The sequence below is a fragment of the Corynebacterium ulcerans genome (assembly GCF_000767685.1).
Taxonomy (GTDB): Bacteria; Actinomycetota; Actinomycetes; order Mycobacteriales; family Mycobacteriaceae; genus Corynebacterium; species Corynebacterium ulcerans.
The window spans coordinates 988,635-1,005,238 of record NZ_CP009622.1 but is presented as its reverse complement, the minus strand read 5'-3'; the positions used below and the strand labels follow the sequence as shown (position 1 = coordinate 1,005,238).

16 protein-coding genes and 1 riboswitch are annotated in these 16,604 nt (G+C 52.5%); of the genes, 4 read left to right on the top strand and 12 right to left on the bottom strand.

The annotated features are described in order from the left end of the window. Nucleotides 1–89: 89 nt before the first annotated feature. A complete protein-coding gene (locus tag CULFRC11_RS04655) occupies nt 90–911 on the bottom strand; it encodes an HNH endonuclease family protein (protein ID WP_023635548.1) in 822 nt (273 codons plus the stop codon). A gap of 107 nt (nt 912–1,018) precedes the next feature. Between CULFRC11_RS04655 and CULFRC11_RS04650 the strand changes: the two genes are divergently transcribed. Then, nucleotides 1,019–2,161, top strand: a complete 1,143-nt coding sequence (locus CULFRC11_RS04650) for a glutathione S-transferase family protein (protein ID WP_023635547.1) — start codon at nt 1,019–1,021, stop codon at nt 2,159–2,161. A gap of 109 nt (nt 2,162–2,270) precedes the next feature. Here CULFRC11_RS04650 and CULFRC11_RS04645 read toward each other — a convergent pair whose 3' ends face one another. Then, nucleotides 2,271–3,161 carry a LysR family transcriptional regulator ArgP gene (locus CULFRC11_RS04645; RefSeq protein ID WP_023635546.1) on the bottom strand — a complete coding sequence of 297 codons (891 nt, stop codon included), beginning with the start codon at nt 3,159–3,161 and terminating at the stop codon, nt 2,271–2,273. A 70-nt stretch (nt 3,162–3,231) separates the two neighbouring features. On the opposite strand from CULFRC11_RS04645, the gene CULFRC11_RS04640 reads away from it, so the two are divergent. Further along, nucleotides 3,232–3,966, top strand: coding sequence for a LysE/ArgO family amino acid transporter (locus CULFRC11_RS04640; RefSeq protein ID WP_038620483.1), 735 nt, complete (start codon nt 3,232–3,234; stop codon nt 3,964–3,966). A gap of 47 nt (nt 3,967–4,013) precedes the next feature. Here the strand turns inward: CULFRC11_RS04640 and mgrA are convergent, their stop codons facing one another. From mgrA to CULFRC11_RS04600, 8 genes are all read right to left on the bottom strand, one after another. Then, nucleotides 4,014–5,129: an L-glyceraldehyde 3-phosphate reductase gene (gene mgrA / locus CULFRC11_RS04635; protein ID WP_014836257.1), complete on the bottom strand. Its 1,116-nt coding sequence runs from the start codon at nt 5,127–5,129 to the stop codon at nt 4,014–4,016. Between the two features lie 180 nt (nt 5,130–5,309). Further along, on the bottom strand, nt 5,310–6,815 hold the full coding sequence (gene gatB, locus CULFRC11_RS04630; protein WP_023635544.1) for an Asp-tRNA(Asn)/Glu-tRNA(Gln) amidotransferase subunit GatB: 1,506 nt from the start codon (nt 6,813–6,815) through the stop codon (nt 5,310–5,312). A gap of 162 nt (nt 6,816–6,977) precedes the next feature. Then, the gene (locus CULFRC11_RS04625; protein ID WP_014525642.1) at nt 6,978–8,006 is read right to left on the bottom strand and encodes an ATP-dependent 6-phosphofructokinase; all 1,029 of its coding nucleotides are present in this window, start codon (nt 8,004–8,006) and stop codon (nt 6,978–6,980) included. 146 nt (nt 8,007–8,152) lie between these two features. Further along, nucleotides 8,153–8,515, bottom strand: a complete 363-nt coding sequence (locus tag CULFRC11_RS04620; protein WP_023635543.1) for a transcriptional regulator — start codon at nt 8,513–8,515, stop codon at nt 8,153–8,155. A gap of 1 nt (nt 8,516) precedes the next feature. Next, nucleotides 8,517–9,020 (bottom strand): hypothetical protein, encoded by a 504-nt coding sequence (locus CULFRC11_RS04615; RefSeq protein WP_230478263.1) that lies wholly within the window; start codon nt 9,018–9,020, stop codon nt 8,517–8,519. Nucleotides 9,021–9,213: 193 nt separating this feature from the next. Then, a complete protein-coding gene (locus CULFRC11_RS04610) occupies nt 9,214–10,281 on the bottom strand; it encodes an ABC transporter substrate-binding protein (RefSeq protein ID WP_023635542.1) in 1,068 nt (355 codons plus the stop codon). A gap of 29 nt (nt 10,282–10,310) precedes the next feature. Next, nucleotides 10,311–11,078: an ABC transporter ATP-binding protein gene (locus tag CULFRC11_RS04605; protein WP_023635541.1), complete on the bottom strand. Its 768-nt coding sequence runs from the start codon at nt 11,076–11,078 to the stop codon at nt 10,311–10,313. 1 nt (nt 11,079) lies between these two features. Next, nucleotides 11,080–12,114: a FecCD family ABC transporter permease gene (locus tag CULFRC11_RS04600; RefSeq protein ID WP_013911305.1), complete on the bottom strand. Its 1,035-nt coding sequence runs from the start codon at nt 12,112–12,114 to the stop codon at nt 11,080–11,082. A 50-nt stretch (nt 12,115–12,164) separates the two neighbouring features. After that, nucleotides 12,165–12,357: riboswitch (cobalamin riboswitch) on the bottom strand. Between the two features lie 132 nt (nt 12,358–12,489). On the opposite strand from CULFRC11_RS04600, the gene CULFRC11_RS04595 reads away from it, so the two are divergent. Then, entirely contained in the window at nt 12,490–12,822 is a 333-nt protein-coding gene (locus CULFRC11_RS04595) for a hypothetical protein (RefSeq protein WP_038620477.1), read from the top strand. A gap of 30 nt (nt 12,823–12,852) precedes the next feature. On the opposite strand, the gene CULFRC11_RS04590 is transcribed toward CULFRC11_RS04595, so the two are convergent. Continuing rightward, nucleotides 12,853–14,301, bottom strand: a complete 1,449-nt coding sequence (locus tag CULFRC11_RS04590) for a DHA2 family efflux MFS transporter permease subunit (RefSeq protein ID WP_023635539.1) — start codon at nt 14,299–14,301, stop codon at nt 12,853–12,855. A gap of 222 nt (nt 14,302–14,523) precedes the next feature. On the opposite strand from CULFRC11_RS04590, the gene CULFRC11_RS04585 reads away from it, so the two are divergent. Continuing rightward, nucleotides 14,524–15,018 carry a GNAT family N-acetyltransferase gene (locus CULFRC11_RS04585; RefSeq protein WP_031270206.1) on the top strand — a complete coding sequence of 165 codons (495 nt, stop codon included), beginning with the start codon at nt 14,524–14,526 and terminating at the stop codon, nt 15,016–15,018. 98 nt (nt 15,019–15,116) lie between these two features. On the opposite strand, the gene gatA is transcribed toward CULFRC11_RS04585, so the two are convergent. Then, a complete protein-coding gene (gene gatA, locus CULFRC11_RS04580; protein ID WP_023635537.1) occupies nt 15,117–16,601 on the bottom strand; it encodes an Asp-tRNA(Asn)/Glu-tRNA(Gln) amidotransferase subunit GatA in 1,485 nt (494 codons plus the stop codon). Nucleotides 16,602–16,604: the final 3 nt, after the last annotated feature.

The following is a 16,604-nucleotide window of genomic DNA, read 5'->3' as shown; positions in this document are numbered from 1 at the left end:
GCGCCCCAGAATATGCGAAAAACTTGAAGAAGAGGGGAAGTCCTCGGCGCGCCCGGACGCTAAATTTTAGATGCATCCGGGCGGATAGTCTAGGAACAGGACTTCAATGCTCCCGCTAAGGCCGCTTTTTCTCGGGTTGTTACGGTAAGAGAGTACAAGGACTTTACTCGGATCTGGCGCTGCGCATACTCACATGTGAATGCTTTATTTGATGGCATCCATTGATCTGCAGTTTTTGCTTTCTTAATGCGGTTTGCTTCTAGCGACGTGGCCACCAAGTTGATCGGATCGTTGGCAAAGTTACGACGCTTTTGCTCGTCCCATGTGTATGCGCCGGCGTACCAGGCGTTAGCCAGAGGAACGATATGATCGATGTCTACGCCGTGTGTTTTCTTTCCGCCGCGAACAAAATTAATGGTGTTTCCAGTATAAGGATCTACCAGTTTTCCTTTTTCTATAACGCAATCTTTGGTCTTATTCCGAACAACTATGTCGGTGAGATCTCGACGCAAGATGTCGTTTCTGGTGTCACAACCATTATGTCCACCTTCAACATCCACATCATCACTCCACGCTTGACCAAAGTGGTCCCGGCTGTATACCGGCTTTCCTCCAAGAGCATCGTCGATAGGAAGCGATTCCAGCGTCGCAGCATCGGCAGTTGCCGCGAAAGTTTCAGGGGCGATCCCCTCTTGAGGCACCTCTTGAGCCGGGAGTGGTTGCGCGTCGATGAGAGGTAGGGGTGCATCCTGCGAATCTGCAGCACCAGCATTGGATACCCACTGACTAAAAGCACCTGTGAGATTTCCAGAAAACAGACCAATGCTCGTTACGATCGCAAGGGACAGGATCGTCGCACGAATAAACGCTCGTTTTATTGCACGGGGCAGGTTATTGGTTCTCATATTCATAATGATTTAAATGTAACAGTCCATGCTAACGATTGCATGTAAAAAATCTCACAGCTTTAGGCAAACCTTATCACGAATTTAATATTAAAAAATCTATACTTGATGACATGTCACCAGCACCCTTGCATCCCAATTCCCCAGAAGAGGAACCAGAGAACACCACCACACACAGTGAAGACTTCGACGGCTACGAAAGCTACACATCCAAAGACAACGACGGAGAGTTCCAACGCGACACCCTTTATATCGACGATCGCATTCTCTCCACCGTTGACCACCCCACGCCGCAAAAAGACGGTCGAACGCTCTGGCCCGTTGAGCCGGGACGCTATCGCCTCATCGCTGCCCGTGCCTGCCCGTGGGCGCACAGAGCAGTAATCACACGCCGCCTTAAAGGTCTTGAAGATGCCATCTCTCTTGGGTTAGCAGGACCAACCCACGATTGGCGCTCTTGGACGTTCGATCTCGACCCAGGAAAAGTTGATCATGTCCTCGACATACCAAGGCTTCGCGACGCCTATCTCAAGCGATTCCCCAATTACCCACGTGGGATCACCGTTCCGGCGATCGTCGAGATTGCTTCAGGAAAAGTAATCACCAACGATTACCCCAGCATGGTGCCCGACCTTAACGATCAATGGTCCGCATACGAGCGTCCCGGCGCGCCAGACCTCTACCCGTTAGAGCTGCGCAAAGACATCGACGCACTAACAAAGTTTATGTTCACCGAGATCAACAACGGAGTCTATAGATGTGGATTTGCAGGAACTCAAAAAGCTTATGATGCAGCCTACGATCGACTTTTCTCCGCTCTCGACACCATCGAAAAGCGGCTCTCTTCTCAGCGCTATCTCGTAGGACGTCACATCACACTCGCAGATGTCTACCTTTACACCACTCTCATCAGATTCGACGCGGTGTACCACGGTCACTTTAAGTGCAATCGCAATAAAATTATGGAAATGCCCATGATCTGGGGATACCTACGTGATCTCTTTCAGACCCCCGGGTTCGGCGACACCACAGACTTCCACGAAATCAAGCAGCACTACTACATCACCCATGCCGACATAAACCCCAATCAGATCGTGCCCAACGGCCCCGACTTTGCCCAATTCTTCACAGAGCATCATCGGGAAGCTTTCGATGGCACGCCTTTCCGTGAAGGCGTTTCCCTCCCCACCCCACTCTCCTACTCAGAGCGGCTAAAAAATCCCGTACCCGGACAGGCGCACATTCCCCACTCTTAGGAGCTCACTAGGCCAGAGGTTCTTTTCATCGCAGCCATCCTTAGATCAGACATCAGCGCATCAAATACGTCGGCTACTTCTATCAGATTTATCAACTCTGCATACCCCGTTACGCCGCACCACTCACGGGGCGCAATACCTGCGATGCAGCCGAGATGACCGACTCCGTAAGTCGGTCAAGGGACGGCGACTCTAGCCGCCACCGCTGCCAATACAGCGGCACTTCAAAAACAGTGGAATCCAGCATGACTACTTCACCACTTTCCAGCAAAGGCGCAGCCTGAGATTCCGGCAGCAATGCCCACCCCAAGCCCACCCGAGCCGCTTCGAAAAACGCTTCTGCAGAAGGTATTTCAGACACTCGACGCCGACGCGGTACCTGGCCTAATCTGCGTTCAAGATCTCTATCCTGCAACGCATCCCGTGGGCCAAAACGCAGCACCGGCATCGTATTCCAGTCCACTGTCCCATCTTGATGGGTGTAGCGATCTAAAAGCCATGGGTTTGCCACGGATACGTAGTGGAATGCTCCCAGCGCAATTGACTCACAACCTGATGCAGCTTTGGCCTCACCGGTAACTGCACCGAGCACATCTCCACGTTTGAGAAGGTCAAGCGAATAAGCCTCGTCATCGACTCGAACATGCAAGGTAGCTGAATCCCACCGTGCAACGTCGGCAAGCACTGGCTTAAACCACTCAGATAACGAATCCGCGTTGACTGCCACGGTCAGCGGGACGCGGTCGATACGCTCGTGGAGCTGAGCGTTTGCCTCAGCCTGTAGTAGTTCCATTCTGCGCGCGGTGTGGAGCAGGATCGTGCCCGCATCGGTGGGAGTAGGGGGTGATGTTCTACGAATGACCACCCGGCCAATCTCTTTCTCTAGCGCCTTGATTCTCTGGCTTACTGCGGACGGCGAAACCCCCAAAATGGAGGCTGCGTCTTCAAAGCTTCCCTCATCTATGATCGCGGACAATGTTTGCAGGTGAAGTGGGTTCATGAAGCTATTCTAAACCAAGTGTAAAATCATTCATTTTACTTAACATTACTGCACGGTGCATTCTTGAGACATGAGTATTGCAATCGCTGGATTCCTGATGGGTTTGTCCCTTATTGTTGCCATCGGCCCGCAAAATGCTCTCATTATTAGACAGGGCGTCAAACGTGAGGGCGTCCTGGCCGTGCTTCTGGTCTGCATCATTTCCGATGTCATCCTGATCTTTGGTGGCACAGCAGGCGTTGGTGCGCTTGTGGAACGCGCGCCGGTAGCCCTCGTGGCGTTGAAGTGGCTCGGTGCCGCGTATCTCTTGTACTTCGGTATTAGCTGTTGGAGGGACGCTCTTAAACGACGTGGCGACGCCCTCACTGTGGAAGAATCAGAGCCCGAGTACGCCGAAAGCTCCGAAATGCATTCCCAGCAACACGGCAGCTCTAGCCTGATTACTGCCCCTAAAACGCGTATAGGAAAGCCTGCACGACGTTCCACGGAACAGCAGAACAAGGCACACGACCCCCGTCCCTGGGTCAAGCCCGTCTTGGCAGCGCTTGCTTTTACGTGGCTTAACCCTGCCGCGTACATCGACGTTTTAGTGATGCTCGGAGGCATCGCGAATCAGCATGGAGAAACTGGGCGCTGGGTCTTCGCTTCCGGTGCTCTCGCGGCAAGCTTTGTATGGTTCCCGTTCATCGGATTTACGTCACTCCGATTTGCGCATGTACTTGCTCGTCCGACAGTTTGGCGCTACATCAACATTGCCATCGGCATCATCATGTTCATCATGTGCTTCCGTTTGCTGATGCACTAACTGAGTGAGGGGAGAAGGCAGCGTGCCCTCTCCCCTTTTACAGTATTTTACTGAGGCTCAGAGTCCGAACCGTGAGTCTTCGATTTCGTTGCTCCAGCCCAGATGTTGATTCCACCGTCGTTAGCAATCGTATCGATTTCATTGAGTTCTTCAGTGGTAAAGCTCAGATTGTTGAGCGCATCAATGTTTTGATCTAGCTGTTCAACTGAAGAAGCTCCAATCAACGCACTAGTAACGGTCTCTACCCCGTAATCTCCTTGCTCTCGCAACACCCATGCAATTGCCATCTGCGCAAGGGTCTGCCCACGCCTCTTGGCAATCTCATTGAGTTTGGCCACCATCTCAAGGTTGCTAGGAGAAAGCATGTCCGTTCCCAAAGACTTCCCAGCCGCAGCACGCGAGTTTTCTGGAATCCCATCCAAGTAACGGTCAGTCAGCAACCCTTGTGCCAGAGGGGAAAACGCGATAACCCCGAGGCCAGAATCAGCAGCAGATTCCAGGAGGGAATCACCGTCTTCACCGGGTTCTTCCACCCAGCGATTCAAAATGGAATAACTCGGCTGATGAATAAGCAACGGGCAGCCCTCTTCTGCCATCATCGTCGCAGCCTCACTAGTGAGCTCTGCACCATACGATGAGATCCCCACATAGCGGGCCTTACCCGAGGCCACAATATCGCGCAGCGCGTATACCGTTTCCTCCAACGGGGTGTCTGGGTCCGGGCGATGGTGATAGAAAATATCCACGTGATCTAGGCCGAGCCGAGATAAAGAAGCATCTAGAGAATCCATCAGATACTTCCGCGAGCCACCGAAACTATAAGGGCCTGCCCCCATATTCCAACCGGCTTTGCTTGAGATCACTATCTCATCGCGATACGCCTTGAGATCCTCTGAAAAAATCCGACCAAAATTCTTTTCCGCAGATCCTGCAGGTGGGCCGTAATTGTTGGCCAGATCAAAGTGAGTGATTCCCCGATCAAACGCACGATGAACAATTGCGCGCTGTGTTGCTAACGGTTTGTCATCTCCAAAGTTATGCCAAAACCCGAGACTGATAGCAGGAAGCCTCAGACCTGACTGCCCGACAATCCGATATTCCATATCCTTGTAGCGATCCGCGGCAGGAACGTATACAGGTTCTGTTTCTCTTGAATATGTCATACCTACCAGTGTGCGCTCACTCACCGCTCGTTGTCGAGGACAAATACAACACCTTTGAATTTTAATGCAGTGACCAAGCACAATGAGGCGTGCCACGATAGCTAGTGGATTTTTACTAGCGCATCGTGGCACGCCTCATTGCGTTTTTAGCAGCGCGGACGCATTGCTCTTTTAGCTCAATTAGGCAAGCTTCTCCGCAATGAGCTTATTTACTTGAGCTGGGTCAGCTTTACCTCGGGTAGCCTTCATCACTGCTCCGACGATTGCCCCTGTGACCTTTGTGTTTCCAGCTCGGTACTTTTCTACGATACCGGGATTAGCGGCTAGTGCTTCTTCGACGGCCTTTTCAATCGCACCGTCGTCACGCACAACCTCCAAGCCACGAGAAGCAACGACCTGATCGACGTCGCCTTCACCGGCAAGAACGCCGTCGACGGCCTGGCGTGCCAGCTTATTGGTCAGCTTTCCTTCTTTAACCAAAGCGGCTACCCGAGCAACCTGAGCTGCGCTAATTGGCAAAGCGTCAAGGTCTGTTCCTTGCTCGTTTGCTTTCTGCGACAAGTAAGCAACCCACCAGGAACGCGCCTCTGCTGGGGTGGCCCCTGCCTCGACAGTTTCAACGATCAGATCAAGCGCACCTGCGTTAACAAGGTCACGCATCTCCTCATCTTTGAGATTCCACTCCTGCTGGATACGCGCACGACGCACCCAAGGAAGTTCAGGAAGCGTCGAGCGGATTTCCTCCACCCATTCACGCGGTGCAATAACCGGTGGGAGGTCTGGGTCATTGAAGTAGCGGTAGTCTTCAGCGGTTTCTTTAGGACGCCCCTTGGATGTGGTCCCGTCGGTTTCTTGATAGTGGCGCGTCTCCTGATCGATCGTCCCACCATCTTCCAAAACCTGAGCCTGACGCTGCATCTCAAAACGCACTGCCTGCTCAACGGACTTCAAGGAGTTGATGTTCTTGGTCTCCGTGCGCGTACCAAATTCGACGGTTCCAACAGGACGCAGCGACACGTTAGCGTCGCATCGCATCGATCCCTGATCCATACGAGCATCAGAAACACCCAAGGCTTTCACAAGGTCCCGAAGCGCCCCCACGTAAGCACGCGCAACTTCCGGAGCTCGCTCTCCAGCGCCTTCAATTGGTTTGGTAACGATCTCGATGAGTGGGATACCTGCACGGTTGCAGTCGACAAGCGAAGCCGTAGCTCCGTGAATACGTCCGTCGGCACCACCGAGGTGAGTCAGTTTTCCGGTGTCTTCTTCCATGTGCGCGCGCTCGATCTCCACGCGCCACGGGGTGCCATCATCCAGTACAACATCAAGGTAGCCGTCGTAAGCGATAGGCTCGTCGTATTGTGAAATCTGGTAGTTCTTTGGCTGATCCGGATAAAAGTAGTTCTTACGAGCAAACCGGGAGGACTCTGCAATTTGGCAGTTCAGTGCAAGACCGATCTTGATAGCCCACTCAACGCCTTTGGCGTTAACCACAGGCAACGCACCTGGCAACCCTAGGGAAACTGGGTCAACGTTCGCGTTAGGCTCGGCACCAAAATGCGCCGAGGGAGCAGAAAACATCTTAGTTTCAGTGGCCAACTCCACGTGAACTTCAAGGCCCATGACAGGGTCGAATTTCTCCAGGACCTCATCAAAGTCCATCAGGTCATACATTGCAGCGGTCATGACTCGAAATTCTAGTTCATCGCTTCCATTAATGGCTCATTGAGGTTGTCAGAACGCTGCTCCTCATGCTCATGCTCAAAATCGGTGCGACTTTCGCGGACTACCAAGGAAAAGCAATGACCCTTCCTAGGCTTAAAAGTAGGAAGGGCCACCACGAGTCTTTTATCCGAAGAGCGCTCTAGCAGTCCGATACCGGGCCTCAGGAACTACCTTCAACGTTCCTACGGCTTCTTCCAAAGGAATCAAGTCAATATGCTCACCGTGAAGTGCCACCATCTTGCCAAAATCCTGCGTATGGCATGCACGTGCAGCATGGACACCATATCGGGTTGCCAAGACACGATCATAGGCAGTTGGGGTGCCACCACGCTGGATGTGTCCAAGCACGGTAGTACGCACATCGTGGCCTAGGCGCCTCTTTATCTCTTCCCCGATCACCTGACCGATGCCGTTAAAGGTTTGATGACCAAACTGATCTACGCATCCTTGGTCAAAGCTCATCGTTCCTTCCTTAGGCAAGGCACCCTCAGCAACGACGATAATTCCGTATTTCTCCCCCATTTGGAAACGACGTTCCATTGCTTTGCAGACCTCATTGATGTCAAAAGGCTGCTCCGGGATGACTGTATAGTGCGCACCGCCTGCCATTCCGGCGTGCAGCGCGATCCATCCGACATGGCGCCCCATCACTTCCACAATCATCACGCGGTTGTGGGACTCTGCCGTGGTATGGAGACGGTCAATGGCATCGGTTGCTACTGACACCGCTGTGTCAAAACCGAAGGTGTAATCGGTTCCGTTGACATCATTATCAATAGTTTTTGGCACGCCGACCACAGGGATCCCGTTATCAGAAAGCCACTGAGCACCTTTGAGCGTGCCTTCGCCGCCGATAGGAATCAATGCGTCAATTTCTGCATCTGCCAGATTCTCTTTAATTTGTTCAAGTCCTGCTTTGAACTTATCTGGGTGAAGACGACCAGTTCCCAAGATCGTTCCGCCGCGTAAAAGAATACGATCGATATTTTCATCGTCGTACAGTTGAATGCGTTTGTCTTCCATGAGACCAACCCAACCGTCCTCGTACCCCACAACGGTAGAACCATATTCGGAACACGTGCGGACGATACCGCGGATAACAGCGTTGAGTCCGGGACAATCGCCACCGGAGGTTAAAGTCGCAATTCGCATAGGCTTTAGTCTAGTCCTTCCTGCCACTTTTGTGTTTGTTTATGCCCGCACGGAAACCGCTAGTCCCCTTTTTGTTGCGAATACCCTCGAACCTGTGGGATTTATCACCTGGCCAGAGTCCCCCCCCCGGACGTCAGCACAAGGTTTCAAGAACCGCCACCACAGCCAGATTGCAATAGTTGCTTCAGCGCAGCCATATATTCCTCATATTTCAGAGTCCCCTTTTCTGTAAGAGACACCCACACAACATCTTGAGAACGGCTGGCGCCATAATCACGAAACCGACGCACATATCCTACGGACTCAAGAAAACTTAATTGTTTGGATAGTGATGATTCACTCAAACAGGTAAGCTCCCGAAGCTTAGAAAACTTCATCTCATTACGATCGGGAATCGCTTTTGCCGCCCATAAAGTGGCACAGATTTTCGTCCGCGGCACAGTGTGCAAATATTCGTCCAACAACACAGGGCTAGCGGCTCCCGACGACTGCGTCTCTTTTTCTTCCATATCAAGACATCGCTTCCGAGTACTTGGCAAACCAGAATATGGACACACCGCTCAACAACGTCGCTAGGATAACGCCCGCCACGATGCCGAAATCTCGTGCTGAAGAGACAAGAAAGGGGCTCAGAATAAGCAGCATGTACCCTGCCAGCGCCCATTTTCGCTGGCCAGGGGGAACGTCGTGAAGCCACCACTGTTGCATGGGTTTCCCGCTACCTCGCACGGCTTGCCGGACTCCTCGTGTCCGATAACCGTACACACCTGCAACAATGAAGATAACCAAAAAGAAGAAAAGTACAGAGATGCTCAGCCAAGGAATCTCAATGAGTTGAGAATAAAAGATGGCCGAGACCAACACTCCCATGAGAGTTCTCCTCCACTGAGGGGAGCTTGCTGAGACTTTGTGTTGAGCATCTTCAGCGGTAGCAAGAAGTTCACGCAGATCCACTTCTGGCTGCTGGATCTCTTTATTCATTCCTACAGCCCGCGGGAACTGTCTATCACCCATAGCTTTCTCCCCTTTGCGCAGATTGCGGATATGTAGCTCCTTGCCGTGCATTGGGTCAGCTACACAGCACTGTTCCTCGCAACGCATAAAAGGGCGAGGGATCCTCGCCTAAAACGTTACTTTCCCTGATGGAAAATGTACATAGTTTCCATCAGGGAAAGTAATCAAAAGCAATCAGGAGAGATCAGATACTTTAAGAAACAAACTCCTGGCCAGCTACAGAGCTAGGAAGCGTCAGCTTTGGAGCCATCTCAGACTGTGGAGCAAGGTTGAACTTTTCTAGGCCCTTACGCACATGCTCGGCGGCATCGATGTTGAGGGAACCCGAGGTCCACATTGTGTATGGCAAATTGATAAAGCGATTCTCTTTTACCGCCGGAAGGTTCTTGGTCGCAGGATTTGCGCGAAGCGCTTCTACTTTTTCGTTGAACTCCTGACCTGGGTAATCCACAAAGACAAAAGCATCCGGGGTAGCAGAAGCGATCTTTTCCCAACCCACGCTGGTCCAGGTGTCCTCGATATCACCTGAAGCATTCTGGGCGCCTGCTGCTTCCAGAATCGCCTGCGGAGCACCAAACTTTCCAGAGGTGTAAACAGCATCGCCTCTTCCGGAGTCAAAGACGAAAACATTCGGCTTCTTATCCGCTGTCTTGAGCTTCTTCAAGGCTTCAAGTCGATCAGTGAGGTCTTTCACTGCGGATTCTGCTGTTTCCTTGTTATTGGTGATGGCTCCGATGTTGGAGATATCCATCTGGACAGCTTCCCATGGGTCATAGACTCCACGCTTATCGGATCCACTCTGCTTGCAGGACTCGCTCAGAATATAGGAAGAAATCCCCTGCGCTTTCAGGGATTCAGGGGTGAGGTTCTTTTCCTCAGAGAAGCCATAATTCCAACCTGCGACAAAGACGTCCGGGTGCTTTGCCACTATGGTTTCTAGGGATGGGTAGTCCTTGGACGTTTCGTTCAGAGAGTCGACTTGCTCGCCAAACTTTGCACGCAGGATCTCCTTATCGCGCTGCAACGAGCTGACGTATTTGATCTTGTCACTGGCACCTGCGGCAAGCGCAATAGAGATGATGTTGCCATCATTGACAAATAGCTCGTTAGCCTTGTCAAAAGTTACTTCCTTGCCACAGTTGGTGACGGTCACGCCGCTGGCTTTTGCAGCAGTTGATTCTTTAGCGGAATCAGAAGTAGCGCCACCACATGCGCTAAGAACAAGGGATACCCCAAGAATGGGGATAATAGCTTTCTTCATGGTCATGCTCCTTAATAGAGAGAGAAATCTTAAAGTGAATCAATGATGACGTGAGAGCTGCTGGCACCGGGATGCCGGGTTATAAAAGCTTCCACCTCAAATACCTTGCGCAAGGTCTCCGGGATCAGCACACTCTCCGGAGGCCCTGAAGCAACCACGCCACCGCGATCCAGAACCACTACGTGATCAAAATGGCTCATCGCTAGATCGAGATCGTGGACTGTTGCGATGATTGTGCGCCCAGAGTCTCGTAGTACTTTGAGCAAGTGCAATTGGTGGTGCACGTCAAGGTGGTTGGTCGGCTCATCAAGAAAAATGAGATCCGTGCCTTGCACAAATCCGCGAGCAAAAAGCACTCGACGGCGCTGCCCACCAGAAAGCGACGCACATTCCATCGCCGCGCGATCCTGCAAGCCAACAAGTTGCAAGGCATCGTTGACCAAGCGCGTTTCTTCCTTGGAATCAAACTGCCACACTTTAGTGTGCGGAAGCCGGCCCAGGCAGACTGCTTCTTTTACAGTCAAATCTCCGGGGGGAGTCTCCTCCTGCCCCACGAAAGTTAGCGCCTTTGCCCGCTGTTTTGACCGCATGGAATGTACGTCAACATCGTCTATGAAAACCTTGCCGGCATGCGGTTTCCGGATTCCGGCAAGGACGCGCAAAAGAGTTGACTTTCCTACTCCATTGACGCCGACTATCGCGGTCATGGTGCCGCTGTCCACCGTAAAGTCAACATCTCGGAGCAATACTGTCCGGTCAAATCCACACGCAACGCCTGCTGCTTGAAAACGTGTCATTTTAGTCTTGACCCCCAAAATGATAGTTTTTTCTTCCCATAAGAATCAGGAAGAGCGGCGCTCCGATAACTCCAGTGACCACGCCCAGCGGAATCTCCTGTGGCGGTGCGGCAACACGGGCGAGCACGTCAACCCAGACCATAAAAAGCGCACCAAACACTGCAGCGATAGGCAAAAGACGACGATGAAGCGACCCCACGAGTATTCGTGCCAAGTGCGGAATTACCAGGCCCACAAATCCAATGCCGCCAGCCACAGCAACCATGGCACCTACGAGGAGAGCTTGCACAAAAAACAGGCCTTGGCGCAGCAACCCCACTCGAACGCCTAAAGCGGCAGCCGTGTCTGGGCCTGCAGCAAGAGCATCCATCTGGCGACTACTCAGCATCAAAATAACAAAAGCGACAAGCACCACGACTGCCGGTATGAGGAGCTTGTTCCATTGTCCTCCGGCAACTGATCCGAGCATCCAGAACATCACGCCCTGCGCAGCGCGAGCGTCAGGTCCTTTAAACACCAAAAAACTAGCAAGCGCGGAGAAAGCGGAAGACAGAACTACACCTGAGAGGATGAGGCGCAGTGGCGTCAGCCCACCTTGAGCAATAGTCACCGCATACACAGTTAACGTGGCCACAAGTGCACCAATCAAAGCACCAGCTGAGAGCGAATAAAGGCCAAAGCCGCTCAAGACGCCAAACACGAGTACTGCGGTTGCACCTACACTCGCGCCGGAAGAAATACCCAGCAAATACGGGTCAGCCAGCGGATTTCGGACAAGCGTTTGCATTGTCACACCGGCAAGGGCCAACCCCGCTCCTACGATAAGCGCAAGCAAACCACGGGGTGCCCGAAGCTCCCAAACCACTGCGTCTACTGCTTGATCGGAATAGGTCTCCCCTGCAAGGTGCTGGCGCACCACTTCCCACACTTCCGAGCGTGAATAATCAACCGACCCAAAAGACAAAGACACCACAAAACTCAGTGCGGCTAGTCCTGCAATAATCAGGAAAAGCGCTGGAGTGGCAATTTTACGCACTACAAGACCCACTTGAGTCAGTCTGTCCGCCTAAAATCGCGAGGCGGCAGTACAAGCCTGCTGACTAAGCCGGTCTTCGGACTTAGATACTCAAGCCCACAATTACGCCCTTCCCAGGAATCTAAGCCCAGTGGTATCTCAAGGTAATTGAAGTTGTATCCTCACCGCTGCGCGCCAGTTCTGGTTTTGCACCAGATTCCCGATGTGACGCTATCGCCACTCACTCAGTCACTGAAAGTCTTCTACATTATAAATGTCAAGATCCTAAGAAAACGAATCTCTCAGTGCGACACCCCTGACGCAAAAGCGTATCGACGCCCCTCTCCTACCAAACGCTCACATCGCACAAACATCTCAGCCTGTAGCATGAGCAACATGGCACAATTTATGGGTTTTGATATTAAGCCTCCCGCGGAGGTCAACACATCTGCAGTTATTGCTAGTGGCCTTATAGGAGGCTGGCTTACTGCACGCGAGACAGGTATACGACCACTTGGCGGCGTAGTCCTAGCAGCTGCAGGTGTGTGGGCAGGGCGTTCTTGGTGGGCAAAAGGTGGCGCCCCGCTCACTTCCGCTCTCACTGCAACGTACATTGGAGCATTCGGCCTTAGCCATCCGCTTGCAAAAAAGATCGGCGCATGGCCTGCGGTACTAACGGTCACCGCTGCAACGGCAACAGCCTCCTACGCATTATCGGATACTCGTTAAGTCGCTTTCTGGCGGCGTCTCCGAGGCCGGCTAGCTGTTTTCTTTAGCTAAAAGAGCAGACATAATGCCGAAGATGAGGAATCCCGCACCTACCAAAACGGCTTCGCCGTAGGCCAAGCTTGGGCTGGCAACCATGATTCGCCATTGCAATACTGCCCCGATAGCCGCTGATCCCATGACCGATCCGATCTGGCGCGTGGTGTTATACACGCCAGATCCCACTCCCATGTGGTGCAACGGAAGATCCCGCATCGTCGATGTAGAGTTGGGCGACCATACGAACGCATTACCCAGCCCATAGATGACAAACGCAAGAAGAACCCAATAAACAGAAACCTCGAGAATCATCACAAGCGCAACGCTTCCAAGTCCAATGGCCATCGTCGTAAAGCCAAAAGCTGCTATGTGGTGGGGCGAACGTTTATCTGAAAGCTTTCCGATGAACGGGGAAAATATCACAGAAATGAGTGCTTGCGGAACCAAAAATAGGCCTGCTTGAAAAGCTGTTAACCCGTGCACCTGCTGCAAAAACAACATGATCGGCAAAGGCGTGCCCGCGATAGCAAACCCCATGGCAGTGATGCCGATGTTTCCTAGTGAAAAATTGCGGATCGAAAAGAGTGACAAGGGCATCAAAGCATCTTTTCCTGCTTTTTCTGCCCGCTCTTGCTGGTAAACAAACAGTACAGAAACCACAAGTCCTACTACGATAAGAACCCAAATCCACCAGCCCCAACCGGCATTTTCACCCTCTTGGAGAGCAAACACAAGGGAAAAAACAGCGATAACAGAGAGCACCATGCTCAAGCCGTCAATGCTGCGATTGGTCGGCCGCAACCGTGGCACTAGACGGATCACTGACCAGACTGACACGATCCCAAGCGGGACATTAATAAAGAAGATCCACTGCCAACCAAACGAAGCCGTAATAAAGCCACCTAAAATAGGGCCGGTGAGGGTAGCCAAGCCCGCCACGCTGCCCCATACTCCTAATGCGGCTCCTCGTCGTTCACGAGCAAACATCCGATTAATCAGGCTCATAGTTTGCGGTGTAAGGAGGGAAGCCCCTAGGCCTTGCACTGCCCGAGCAATAATCAGCGTGATCATATTTGGGGCAAAGCCACATGCCAGAGAACTCAGCGTGAACACGATCATTCCAGCAACATAGACATTTCGTGAACCAAGCCGATCACCAAGACGACCCGTGATAAGAAGTGGCACAGCGAAGGTGAGAAGGTACGCCGAAGTAACCCAAATAACCTCGTTATATGATGCTCCCAGCTCTTTTTGTAATGCTGGAGTGGCCACCACCACGATGGTTTGATCAAGCAGAATCATAAAAAAGCCGATGCACAAGGCAATCAGCGCTGGCCAGGCTTCCTTTTCTGGGAGTGGCATAGCTGGATAGGGATCCGAACCTTGTGAGCTGTATCTTCCCGCATCAGGATCAACGTGCTTATCACGGGACTCAACGCTCATAGGCGTTCCTTCTTTCTATGAACCTGGGGCTATCTTCTTGCGCTACGTAGTGCGCATCCAGTGGTAGCAGAAGAAGCTCCCCAGCGTGCGTCGCTACCCGCTCTTCTCCTACGAACACGTCATCCGCGATACAATTTCAAGGTTATATAGACGGCTTCCGTGCCAATGCTCATTGCGCTCGTCCCACAATACACCGCGACACTACGTATACACTCTGCTGTCATGACCGAACAGACTATTGTTCTTCTCCCAACACGCGAGGTTGACCGCACGTATATTGCGCGACTCAACTTCCTCACGGATGTGTATGGTGATGAAACCTCCGAGTTAAGCCAAAACTTTATTAACGACACATATTTTTATATAGATCACTGGAATCCTACAGATGGCGGTTTTATCGCTTGGGACAATAACAGGATCCCTGCCGGCGGCGCTTGGTTGTTATGGGGAACCGAAACCAACCACGGCTACGGTTACGTCAACGAGGAGATCCCCGAGGTTGCCATTGCCATCGAGTCGAGATTTCGCGGCACAGGCGTAGCCTCTCTCCTACTCAAGGCCGCCATAACGTTAGCTAAAAATCTGGGAGCGCCGGGCATCTCACTCTCCGTGGATAAAGCAAACGCCAAGGCTCATCAGGTTTATTCACACCTTGGTTTCTCCGAGGTGTCCTTTGATGAGGCCTCGGGTTTTTATGTGATGCAAATCTTGTTCTGAAGGCTCCATCACGTACCCCTAGGCATTGGATAGTAAAACCCCTTTCCTTACCGGCACATTCCGCTAAGTAAAGAAAGGGATTATAGCACAAAAGCAGTTTACTTACGGCCTGCTTCAAATGCGGCGCCCACCTTGTACAGGCGGTCATCGCAGAATGCTGGTGCCATGATTTGCAAGCCCACGGGCAGCCCCGTGTCCTTTGCCAATCCTGCAGGAACAGACATTCCGCACAAGCCGGCAAGATTCAACGGCAGGGTGCACAAATCAAAGTTGTACATAGCTAAAGGATCAGAGATTTTCTCGCCGAGCTTAAAGGCAGTGGTTGGCGTAGTTGGGGAAACCAAGACGTCGCACTTTTCATAGGCCGCAGCAAAATCTTGAGCGATGAGGGTACGTACGCGCTGTGCTTGCAGGTAATACGCATCGTAGTAGCCCACAGAAAGTGCATAGGTTCCCAGGATAATGCGACGCTTTACCTCGGGGCCGAATCCAGCCGCACGAGACAGTGACATGACTTCATCCGCCGAATGCGTTCCGTCGTCGCCTTCGCGCAGACCGTAACGCATGCCGTCGAAACGCGCCAGGTTGGAAGAAACCTCACATGGAAGGATCAGGTAGTACGCTGCCAGAGCATCGTCAAAGTGTGGGCAATCAACTTCCACGATCTCTGCGCCCTGGGACGTAAGCTGTTCCACGGCGGCATGGAATTGCTCCAATACTCCCGGCTGATAACCGTCGCGGTCGAATTGCTTGACCACGCCAATTTTAACGCTGCTCAGATCTCCGTTTGCACCTTCCCGCGCTGCTGCCACCACAGGAGCAACTGGCCGATCTACGCTGGTAGCGTCATATTTATCATGGCCTGCAATGACTTCATGGAGCAACGCGGTGTCCAGAACGGTTCTTGCGGTTGGTCCGCCTTGATCTAGCGACGATGCACAGGCCACCAAGCCGTAGCGAGAGACAGTGCCATAGGTTGGCTTCACTCCCACCGTATTGGTGAGGGCTGCCGGCTGGCGGATGGAACCGCCTGTGTCGGTGCCAATACCGAGTGGCGCTTCACCGGATGCAAGAGCTGCGGATGTACCGCCACCGGAGCCGCCTGGTGTGCGGTCGGTGTCCCATGGGTTGCGGGTTGGGCCGTAAGCGGAGTTTTCCGTGGACGAGCCCATGGCGAACTCATCCATGTTTGTCTTACCCAAAATCGGAATGCCTGCGGCACGAAGTTTCTTGGTGACGGTTGCGTCATAAGGCGCAACATAGCCTTCCAACATCTTTGAGGCACACGTGGTTGGTGCATCCGTGGTGACAAAGACGTCTTTAAGAGCAATAGGAACACCGGCAAGTGCAGATGCTGGAGCTTCTCCACGGTCTAAGGCGGCGTCCACTTCGTCGGCAGCGGCAAGCGCTTCCGCGGCACCCACATGCAAGAATGCGTTAAGAGTGGGATCGACCTCAGCGATGCGGTCAAGATGAGCTTGGGTGACCTCACGCGAGGTAACCTCACGGGAATGAATCTTCTGGGCGAGTTCGGCAGCAGAAAGTGATGTGAGTCCGGACTCCGGCACGAGATAATTGGTCATTCG